General features: G+C 65.6%; 9 protein-coding genes. 7 read left to right on the forward strand and 2 right to left on the reverse strand.

What is annotated here, in order from left to right; genetic code table 11:
* Window positions 1–35: 35 nt before the first annotated feature.
* A complete protein-coding gene (locus tag DQP56_RS04590; protein WP_112683798.1) occupies window positions 36–1,187 on the reverse strand; it encodes an acyl-CoA dehydrogenase family protein in 1,152 nt (383 codons plus the stop codon).
* A 116-nt stretch (window positions 1,188–1,303) separates the two neighbouring features.
* On the opposite strand from DQP56_RS04590, the gene DQP56_RS04595 reads away from it, so the two are divergent.
* Genes DQP56_RS04595 through DQP56_RS04615 form a run of 5 tightly spaced genes read left to right on the forward strand, consistent with a single transcriptional unit; the run spans window position 1,304 to window position 5,942 of the window.
* On the forward strand, window positions 1,304–2,125 hold the full coding sequence (locus DQP56_RS04595; RefSeq protein WP_112683799.1) for an enoyl-CoA hydratase/isomerase family protein: 822 nt from the start codon (window positions 1,304–1,306) through the stop codon (window positions 2,123–2,125).
* Between the two features lies 1 nt (window position 2,126).
* Entirely contained in the window at window positions 2,127–2,873 is a 747-nt protein-coding gene (locus tag DQP56_RS04600) for an SDR family NAD(P)-dependent oxidoreductase (RefSeq protein WP_112683800.1), read from the forward strand.
* A 7-nt stretch (window positions 2,874–2,880) separates the two neighbouring features.
* Window positions 2,881–3,660, forward strand: a complete 780-nt coding sequence (locus DQP56_RS04605) for an enoyl-CoA hydratase/isomerase family protein (protein WP_112683801.1) — start codon at window positions 2,881–2,883, stop codon at window positions 3,658–3,660.
* A gap of 4 nt (window positions 3,661–3,664) precedes the next feature.
* Window positions 3,665–4,882 carry an acyl-CoA dehydrogenase family protein gene (locus tag DQP56_RS04610; RefSeq protein ID WP_112683802.1) on the forward strand — a complete coding sequence of 406 codons (1,218 nt, stop codon included), beginning with the start codon at window positions 3,665–3,667 and terminating at the stop codon, window positions 4,880–4,882.
* Window positions 4,883–4,892: 10 nt separating this feature from the next.
* Window positions 4,893–5,942 carry an LLM class F420-dependent oxidoreductase gene (locus DQP56_RS04615; protein ID WP_112683803.1) on the forward strand — a complete coding sequence of 350 codons (1,050 nt, stop codon included), beginning with the start codon at window positions 4,893–4,895 and terminating at the stop codon, window positions 5,940–5,942.
* On the opposite strand, the gene DQP56_RS04620 is transcribed toward DQP56_RS04615, so the two are convergent.
* Window positions 5,890–7,581: an AMP-binding protein gene (locus DQP56_RS04620; protein ID WP_165824897.1), complete on the reverse strand. Its 1,692-nt coding sequence runs from the start codon at window positions 7,579–7,581 to the stop codon at window positions 5,890–5,892. The genes DQP56_RS04615 and DQP56_RS04620 overlap by 53 nt on opposite strands.
* Window positions 7,582–7,708: 127 nt before the next feature.
* On the opposite strand from DQP56_RS04620, the gene DQP56_RS04625 reads away from it, so the two are divergent.
* On the forward strand, window positions 7,709–8,536 hold the full coding sequence (locus tag DQP56_RS04625) for an enoyl-CoA hydratase-related protein (protein WP_205868797.1): 828 nt from the start codon (window positions 7,709–7,711) through the stop codon (window positions 8,534–8,536).
* A gap of 129 nt (window positions 8,537–8,665) precedes the next feature.
* On the forward strand, window positions 8,666–9,862 hold the full coding sequence (locus tag DQP56_RS04630) for an acyl-CoA dehydrogenase family protein (protein WP_112683805.1): 1,197 nt from the start codon (window positions 8,666–8,668) through the stop codon (window positions 9,860–9,862).
* Window positions 9,863–9,997 lie beyond the last annotated feature (135 nt).

Consider the following 9,997-nt stretch of genomic DNA (forward strand, 5'->3'; position numbering starts at 1 on the left):
CACACTGGCGAATATCTTCATCACGGCACGCCTTTTCAGTAACTTCGCAGGCCCATGCTGCGCGCGATCCCGTTGCGCTGAATCTGGCTGGTACCTCCCGAGATCGGCGCCACGATGGATTCGCGCCACCGGAAGCTCATGACGCTTTCGGTGGAGAAGCCGTGGCCGGCGCAGATCTGCATACCAAGCCGCGCGGCATCGACATAGGTCTCCGATCCTTTGAGCTTGGCCATCGCCCCCTCGCGGCTGCAGGCCATCCCCTGGGCATGCATCCAGGCGGCACGATAGGCGAGCAGCCGGGCGGAATCGATTTCGACCTGCATGTCGGCCATGGCATGGGCGAGGGACTGAAAGTTGCCGATCTGCCTGCCGAAAGCCGTGCGCTGCTTGGAGTACTCCAAGGCTTCATCCAGGGTTGCCTGCGCGACACCGACATAGGCGCCACTCATCAACACCCGCTCGAGTTCGAGGTTGGACAGCATCACCGTCCAGGCATGGTCCTGCTCGCCGACGAGATTATCCTTGGGCACCACGACGTCGTCGAGGTAGACCTCGTAGGTACCCAGAATGTGACGCGCGAGGGTGGGCATCTGCCGCAGCTTCAGGCCAGGGGTGTCGGCGTCGATCACTACCAGGCTCAGACCGTCGTGTTTGCGCCCCCGAGTCGAGGTCCGGACGTACATCATGATCCGCGTCCCGGGCAGGCCCGCCCCGGTGCACCACATCTTCTGCCCGTTGATCACCAGGTGATCTCCGTGATCCGCCGCGGCACAGCGCAAAGCCGCCGCATCCGAGCCCGTTTCGGGCTCGCTCATTGCGACCGCGAAGCGTGCCGAGCCGGTCAGCATGTGCGTCTTGATCCACTCCCGCTGGGCGTCGGTCCCCCACTTGTACACGGTCAGCGCGGGAATGAGTGAGCCGATGTAGCACATCGCGACGTCGAGGCTGGCGTGCCCGAGTTGCTCGGCGATGAGGGCGAGTTCGACGGCTCCGCCGCCGTCACCGCCGGCGGATTCCGGAAAGGGCAGGCCGAACCAACCGATCTCGGCGATCGCTTTGAAGAGTTGCTCGGGGTAGGCGCCGGCCTCGTCCCAGTCCTTGGCTTGCCGCGGCGGGCAGTGCCGTTCGACGAACTGACGCGCGACCTCCTGCAAAGACGCCTGTTCCTCCGAGAGTCCGAAGTCCATCGCAACCCCTCCCTCAAATATCTATATGATAGAACTATAAGGCTCTCGGCGCCTTCCAGGCAACCGAGTCGTCATGTTAATGTCTAACTTATTAAGTCATATGGAGGGAGTGGCGGGTGCCAGACTGGGATGGCCGGTTTCCGAGCCTGAAATTCGACCTGCAGGACTCCGGGGTCTTGAACATCGTTCTGGAAGCGCCCGGCCTGAACTCGGTCGGGCCCCAGATGCACTGCGACCTTGCCGATGTGTGGCCGGTCATCGATGCCGACCCGCAGGTGCGTGCGGTGATGGTCCGTGGGGCGGGCAAGGCCTTTTCCTCCGGCGGTAACTTCGAGCTGCTCGATGACATGATCAACGGCTACGACAGCCGCATGCGCGTCATGCGCGAGGCTCGGGACATGGTGTACAACCTCATCAACTGCTCCAAACCGATTGTCTCCGCGGTCCGGGGCCCCGCGGTGGGGGCCGGTCTGGTGGTCGCCATGCTCGCCGATATCTCCGTCGTGGGCCGCACCGCCAAAATCATCGACGGCCACACGCGCCTCGGTGTCGCCGCTGGGGACCACGCCGCGATCTGCTGGCCCCTGCTGGCGGGCATGGCCAAGTCGAAGTACTACCTGCTGACCTGCGAACCGCTGCTGGGCGAGGAGGCCGAGCGCATCGGACTGGTGTCGAAATGCGTCGATGACGACGACGTCGAAGAGACCGCCGCCCGCATCGCGACCCAACTGGCCCACGGAGCACCGACGGCGATCCGGTGGACGAAGCACAGCCTCAACCACTGGTACCGAATGGCGGGTCCGATATTCGACGCTTCGCTGGGCCTGGAGTTCATCGGCTTCGGCGGACCGGAGGTTCGCGAAGGGCTGGCCGCCCACCGCGAGAAACGAGCACCGCGTTTCGTCGACGGCGCCGGCGATGCGAAAGGCGCTGACTAACATGACGTCGCTTGCCGGACGGACCGCGCTGGTCACCGGTGCAGCCGGAGGGATCGGGCGCGCGCTCGTGCGCCATCTGGCCGACGCGGGTGCGACAGTCGCGGTGTGTGATCTCGACGGCAGCGCCGCCGCGGAGGTGGCCTCGGCCCTGGGCGGGGAACATGCCGGTTTCGCCATGGATGTGTCCGACAGCGGCGCGGTGGCCGACACTCTGGCCACGGTCGAGTCTCAACTCGGCCCGGTTGAGATCCTGGTCAACAACGCCGGTATCGACAAGATCGAGAAGTTCGTCGACTCCACCGAATCCACCTGGCGATCGATCGTGTCGGTCAACTACCTCGGGACCGTGATCGTCACCCGAACGGTGCTCGACTCGATGATCGAACGGCGCTACGGGCGCATCATCAACATCGGATCGGATGCGGGTCGGGTGGGCTCCAGCGGGGAGGTGGTCTACGCCGGAACCAAGGGTGCGGTCATCGCTTTCGCCAAGGCACTGGCGCGCGAGGTGGCGACCAAGGGCATCACCGTCAACACCGTGTGCCCCGGGCCTACCGACACCGCCCTGCTTGCACAGGTGGCGGACATGAGCCAAGGCATGTTCGATGCGCTGGCCAAGGCGGTGCCGATGAAACGGATCGGCACGCCCGACGATGTTGCTCCGGCGGTGGTCTTCTTCGCCGGCGACGGCGCCGCCTACATCACCGGTCAAACGCTGTCGGTCAGCGGCGGCCTGACGATGGCGTGAGAACGCGATGACCACACAGATCACCACACGGCGCGACGGGCCCATCGGCTGGATCACGCTGGACGGCGAGGCCCAGCTCAACGCGATCAGCTCGGCCACCTACACCGCGCTTGCCGTGGCGACAGCCGAACTGGAATCAGACGGGGCGACGCGCGTCATCGTCATTCACGGTGCCGGGCGCGGGTTTTCGGCCGGGGCCGATATCGCCGAGATCAACGCATTCAGCGGTTCGACCGATTTCGAATCCTTCATCCACGGCTTCACCGACGCCCTCGAGGTCCTGTCCAACAGTCCGTTGCCCATCATCGCGGCGATCCACGGCGTCGCCTTCGGCGGCGGGCTCGAACTGGCCATGGCGTGCGATCTGCGCATCGCCACCGCCGACGCCAAGCTCGGTGTCCCCGAGGCCAAACTGGGTGTACTGCCGGGCGCCGGCGGAACGCAACGGCTGCCCCGACTGGTACCCGTCGGGGTCGCCACCGAGATGCTGATGCTCGGCGGCGTCATCGACGGCCGCCGCGCCTACGAAGTTGGACTGGTCAACCGCGTGGCCACCGACGCCGGACTGCTCCACGACGCGACCGCGCTCGCGGGGCAGATCGCCGCAGGGGCCCCGCAGGTCTTCGCGGCAACGAAAAGCCTTTTACGACGCACCCAGAATCTGTCCGTCTCCGAGGGTATCCCGCACGAACGGGCCGTTGTCTCAGCGTTGTTCGGTACGGGCGACGGCCGCGAAGGATTCGCGGCCTTCACCGAACGCCGCCCTCCTACCTTCACCGGGGCCTGAGCTCGTGGACCCCAGCTACCCCGCCGAAGCCGAGGATTTCCGCGTCGAGGTCCGGACGTTTCTGTCGGAGGAATTGCCGCCCGACTGGGCAGGGCTGGGTTCCCTGAACACCAGGGAGGCCCACGCTTTCACCGAACGCTGGCGAGCGGTGCTGGGCCGGCGTGGCTACCTGGCCCCGACCTGGCCCGCAGAGTACGGCGGAGGCGGCCTGACCAAACTTCAGCAGGTGATCCTGGTCGAGGAATTCGCCAAGGCCGGTGTACCCGCTAACGGCGCCAACGACAACTTCAGCATCAAAATGATCGGCAATCTGCTCCTCAAACACGGTACAGCCGAACAGAAGCAAACTTTCCTGCCCCGCATCGTCAGCGGTGCTGACCGCTGGTGTCAGGGATTCTCCGAGCCAGGAGCGGGATCCGACCTGGCCGGCCTGGCCACCAAAGCCCGCCTCGACGGCGACGAATGGGTCATCGATGGACAGAAGATTTGGACATCCGAGGCGACAACGGCCAATTGGATATTCGTGCTCGCCCGGACCAACCGTGAGGCGGCGCGGCATCGCGGGATCAGCATGCTGCTGGTGCCGCTCGATCAGAAGGGCATAGAGATTCGTCCGATCCGGATGATTTCCGGCACTTCGGCGTTCAGCGAAGTGTTCTTCACCGGGGCGCGCACCCATGTCGACAACGTGGTCCTCGGTGTCGATCAGGGTTGGCAGGCGGCGATGACGCTGCTCGGCCTGGAACGTGGCGACGAGGCGGCAACCAATCCGATCATGTTCCGCGCCGAAGTCGACCGCCTGATCGCGCTGGTGCGGGAACGCAGCCTGGGCGACGATGAAGTCATCCGCGATCAGCTCGCACGGGCCTACACCAAGGCCGAGATCATGCGGTTCCTCGGGATGCGGATTCTGACCGGTTGGCTGCGAGGCGAGCCGCCAGGCACCGAGGCGTCGGTGTCCAAGCTCTACTGGAGCGAGCATCACCCCGCGGTCACCGATCTCGCCATGACCGTGCTCGGCCCCGCGGCAATGGTGCCCGAAGGACGACACCCGCTGCGCCACTTCAGAACTGATGATCCCGGCGCCCCCAACTCAAGCGCATCATGGTCGACCACCTGGCTGACGTCGTTCGCGGGGAAGATCTATGCCGGCACCTCAGAGATTCAGCGCAACATCCTCAGCGAGACGGCGCTCGGACTGCCCAAGGAGACGAGAGGATAACCCGCTGAGCATGCGTGTCGACGGAAAACTGATCCCGAGCACCATCACGCAGGTAGCCCAGACCGCGCGGACCCACGAAACCGACGGCTACTGCGGATTGTGGTCCTCGGAGTCCAAACACGACCCTTTTCTGCCGCTGGTTGTGGCCGGCGAACACACCAGTACTCTCGAACTGGGCACGTCGATCGCGGTGGCCTTCGCGCGATCACCCATGACTCTGGCCCACACCGGCTGGGATCTGCAGAACTACACCGGCGGGCGTTTCCTACTCGGGCTGGGCAGCCAAGTCAAACCCCATATCGAACGGCGCTTTTCGATGCCTTGGAGCAAGCCGGCCGCGCGCATGCGGGAGATGGTCCTCGCGATCCGCGCGATCTGGGACAGCTGGGAGAGCGGCACTCGGCTCTGCTTCGAAGGCCAGTTCTACCGGCACACCCTGATGACGCCGTTCTTCTCGCCCGGACCGAACCCGTACGGCTCACCCAAGATCGTGATCGCCGCTGTAGGGGAGGCCATGTGCGAGGTGGCCGGCGAAGTCTGCGACGGCATCTTCCTGCACGGCTTCACGACCGAGCGCTACATCAGAGAGGTCACCCTGCCCGCGGTGCAGCGCGGTCTGGACAAAGCCGGCCGGTCGATGCGCGACTTCGAAGTATTCGGGCTGCCCTTGACCGCGACCGGACCAGACGAGGATTCGCTGCACAAGGCGGTCGACGCCGTCCGCAATCAGCTCGCCTTCTATGCCAGCACCCCGAGCTATCACGGCGTGCTCGACCTGCACGGTTGGGGTGAGCTGGGCAACGAGCTGCACGCGATGTCGCGGACGGATGATCCGGAAAGATGGAACACGATGGGAGCCATGATCGACGACGACGTCCTGAATGCGTTCGCGGTCGTCGGCCCACCGGCCGGTATCGGTGCCGCGATCACGGCACGATTCGACGACGTCATGGACCGGATGCAGTTCTATGCGCCCTACCCCCACGACATCGGCATGTGGTCTCCGATCATCGCGGAGCTGGCCGCTGGACACCGTCGGCAGGACACGTCCCAGCGCTGAGCGCCCGCCGGCGCAGGTCGTTCTTCAGCACCTTCATGCTGGCGTTGCGGGGCAGCTCAGGGACGAGGAACACCCGTCGCGGGCATTTGAAGTTGGCAATGCGGGTGGCGGCCCACGCCCGGAACCCGTCGGCGGACAGCGCGCTGCCTGGCCGCGGCACCACGAAGGCCACCGCGACCTCGCCGAGCCGCCGATCGGGAGCTCCGACCACGGCGATGCAATCGACGTCAGGATGCTGGCCGAGGATCCGTTCGACCTCGGCCGGATAGACGTTGAAACCCCCCACGATGATCACGTCCTTCTTGCGGTCGGTGATGCGGATGTAGCCCTCCTCGTCTCGGACGGCGATGTCGCCGGTATGCAGCCAGCCGTCAGCAGAGATGGCCGCCGCGGTCTGCTGCGGGTCTTCCCAGTAGCCGCGCATCACGTTGTAACCGCGGCAGAGCAACTCTCCAGGCACCCCGGCGCCGACGTCGCGGCCGCTGTCGTCGACGATGCGCACCTCGACTCCCCAGGCCGGGCGGCCCACCGTGGTGGTTATGGCCTCGATCGAGTCGATCAAGGGATAGGTCGTGGTCACCAGTGACGTCGCTTCGGTGAGCCCGTACGCGGTGTGGGTGATCCGCGCACCCAGTTCCTCGCGCATCCGCAGGACCAGCTCGGGGGAGACCGAAGCGGCCGAGGCCATCGTCACCCGAATGCTGGACAAGTCGTGCTCGCCGCGCTCGGGGGCATCGAGGATGCCCTGGAACAGCGCAGGCGGACCCAGCAGGATGGAGATTCGTTCCCGTTCGATGATGTCGAGAACCTCATCGACGGAGAACACCGCGAGCGGCAGCGCCGTGACACCGTGGACGATGCACGCCATCCATCCCGCCTTGTATCCGAACGTGTGGAAGAACGGCGGGATGATCAAGTACCGGTCGCCGGCGCGGAAGTCCATCACCTGGGCCAGCCAGCCGTGCGCGCGCAGCGACTGTCCGTGCGTGAGCATGACGCCCTTGGGATGGCCGGTGGTGCCGGAGGTGAACATGATGTCGGAGAGATCATCGGCGCTCAGGGCGTCGATGGCGGTGATCGCCGCCTCGGGCGATACCCGCTGCCCGGCAGCCAGGAATGCGTCCCACGACAACTGGCCCTCGGCGGCGTCACCAGAGGCCACGACGATCCGCCCCGGCCTCAGCACCGGCAAATCGGGGTCGGCGGCCTGAAGCATCCCGATGTAGTCGGCGTCGAGGAAATCGGTGACCACGACAAGAGCCGTGGCGCCGCTCTTGCGCAGCACGTAGGCGGCCTCGTCACCCTTGAACCGGGTGTTGACCGGGACCAGCACGCCGCCGGCACCCTGGATTCCCAGCGCCGCCAGGACCCAGCGCGCACTGTTGGGAGCCCACAACGCGACCCGGTCGCCCGGGGCGACCCCGAGGGCCATCATGGCCCGCACACAAGCCAGCATCGCCTCTTCGAGCTGACGGAACGTCAGCCGGTTCGTCGCGTCGATGACCGCGTCGCGATCACCGAACCGGCGCGCGCTCACCCGGACCGCGTTCGGAATGCTGACCAGGTGCTCGTCGTAGCGAATGCGCAGCTGCTCGGGAACGCCGTCCCAACTCGCCGACGAACCCTCCGGTCCGGCCATCTGCGCTCCCCGTCGTCGCGCCCACAGACGCACCGTTCTCGCGGCCCTGGACAGCATATATTTAAACAATTAAACTAAAATGGTCTTTCTAGTGCAAAGATTCTCTCTGGTGAGGAGCAAGTCGACGGTGACCAGCAATGTCCTTGTGACCCAAGACGTCATCGACGGTGTGGCGATCGTGACCTGGAATCGGCCGGAGCGCAACAACGCCTGGTCGATTCCGATGGAGGTCGAGTACTTCCGGCTGTTGACCGAGGCGGCGGCCAACCCCGACATCCGGGTCATCGTCGTCACCGGGGCAGGAAAGAGTTTCTGTCCCGGCATGGATTCACACACGCTCGCCGAGCAGCGCAATGGCGAATCGATGACCGAACCGCATCTGCGGCAACCGATGACGCTGCCGCGTTCGATTCCCAAGCCGATCATCGCGGCGATCAACGGGGCGTGCGCCGGCCTGGGCCTGGTCGCGGCGATGAATTGCGATCTGCGGTTCGCCTCGTCGGCAGCGAAGATCACCACGTCCTTCGCCCACCGCGGCATCATGGCCGAACACGGCCTGGCGTGGTCGCTGCCCCGGGTGACGGGCACCTCGAAGGCTCTGGACTTGCTGTTTTCGGCGCGGGTGGTGCGCGGTGAGGAGGCGCTGTCGTTGGGCATCGTCGACCGGATCTTCGAACCCGAGGAACTGATGGACAAGACCCTGGAGTACGCCCGCGACCTGGCGGCGCATTCGTCTCCGACCGCGATGGGCATCATGAAGCGGCAGGTCTATCAGGCCGAGGGCGGAACCTACGAGGACGCGCGGACGCTGGCCATCCGCTACTGGCTCGACGTGTTGCGCGACCACGGTGACTTCAAGGAAGGCGTGAGCAGCTTCCTGGAGAAGCGGGCCCCCGCGTTCGCGCCCTGGGATCCCTCCACAACGTCGGAGCCCGCGCCGCTGCCGACGGACTAATGTGTCTCAGGGAAATTTCGCCCGAACCCATTTGGTTGACGCGATCGCCATGACGAAGCTCGAACGGACCTTTCGGCCCCACGAGAACGGAACTCATTTCCACCGCCCTACTCCTACGGCGGGTCGGCGATGAGGCTCCGCCTTGAACAGGAACTCGAGGACTTCCGTGACGCGATTGCGGGGCAAGCGGCGCGAACCGTGGCACCGCTGGCCGAAGAGGTCGATCGTGTGCAGTCGTTCTCAGCCGGATTGTGGGCTGCGGTCCGCGATTTGGGCCTGATCAGACTGCCGTTCGGCACCGAGTACGGTGGCGAGGGAGGCACCGTCCGCGCGTATACCGTGGCCAGCTGCGAGGTCGCCCGGCACTGTGCCGTGGCGGCCCTCTACCCGGGAACCACGATCCAGGTTGCGATGAGCATCCTTGCGCACGGCACGCCGAACCAGATCGAGCGCTTCGTCCCGACGATCGTCGCAGGCGACGCGCCCGCTGCTTGGGCTTTCACCGAGCCCGCGACCGGCTCCGATCCCCGCCAGATCACGACCCGGGCGATCCGGCACGGCGATGACTGGATTCTTTCCGGCTCAAAGCAGTTCATCTCCTTTTCAGGTCAAGCCCGCGTCGCGTTGGTCTTTGCCCGGACCTCTGACACCGCACTTGGCGCATTCTTGGTCGACACCTCCGCTGCCGGCTGGACGACGGGCCCACCCAGCAAGGTCCTGTCCATGGGAGGCACAGAGGCACGCCCGGTCACACTCGACGAGGTCGCAGTACCCGGCGACCACCTGATCGGCGGCATCGACGCCGGGTTCGACGTGATGGTCGCGGGCGAGGCGTTCGGCAAGGTTCGCGCCGCCGCGATCTGTGTCGGGATCGCCAGGCACGCGCTCGAGGAGGCCACCCGCTACGCGTTGACACGGGAACATCGCGGTGCCCCGATCGGTCGCAAATTTCCCACCCTGCAAGCTCTGCTCGGATCTGCTGCGGCCGGCACCCTTGGCGCCGAGGCCCTCGTGCTCAGCTGCGCCGACTTGGTCGACCGCGGCGAATCAATTGCGGCGGAGGCTGCGTCCGCGCGACTGGTGGCGGGGCGCGCCGCACGGGAAGCGGCGAACGCGGCGATGCATGTCTGCGGCGCATATGGGGTGACCCGCGACCTGAGCGCGGAACGCCTCTACCGCGAGGCGATCTTTTTTGATGTTGCACAAGGTGTATCGGAAATTCAGCAGATCATCGTGGCGCGTGAACTGCTAGCGGATGTAACGCGGCGCAGCACGTCGCCGCGCAGTTCTGCGGTCATCGCGCAGGGAAACCGTGATGTCGACTGAATCTCGTAATGAGCGGCTCGCGCGCAGCGTTTCCGATTTGTACGCCACCGACCAGCGGCTCCCGCAGATTGTGTGACTCGTCAAGGAGTGCTATGCGGACCGGTCGGAGCTCGGGCAGCGCGGTGTCGAGTTCGT

It is taken from the genome of Mycolicibacter senuensis, assembly GCF_003284925.1.
Taxonomy (GTDB): Bacteria; Actinomycetota; Actinomycetes; order Mycobacteriales; family Mycobacteriaceae; genus Mycobacterium; species Mycobacterium algericum_A.

Bases quoted from the DNA above. Each gene is read 5' to 3' on its own strand.
- DQP56_RS04630 (WP_112683805.1), top strand. From the start codon at position 8,666: ATGAGGCTCCGCCTTGAACAGGAACTCGAGGACTTCCGTGACGCGATT.
- DQP56_RS04600 (WP_112683800.1), top strand. From the start codon at position 2,127: ATGACGTCGCTTGCCGGACGGACCGCGCTGGTCACCGGTGCAGCCGGA.
- DQP56_RS04590 (WP_112683798.1), bottom strand. From the start codon at position 1,187: ATGGACTTCGGACTCTCGGAGGAACAGGCGTCTTTGCAGGAGGTCGCG.
- DQP56_RS04615 (WP_112683803.1), top strand. From the start codon at position 4,893: ATGCGTGTCGACGGAAAACTGATCCCGAGCACCATCACGCAGGTAGCC.
- DQP56_RS04605 (WP_112683801.1), top strand. From the start codon at position 2,881: ATGACCACACAGATCACCACACGGCGCGACGGGCCCATCGGCTGGATC.
- DQP56_RS04620 (WP_165824897.1), bottom strand. From the start codon at position 7,581: ATGGCCGGACCGGAGGGTTCGTCGGCGAGTTGGGACGGCGTTCCCGAG.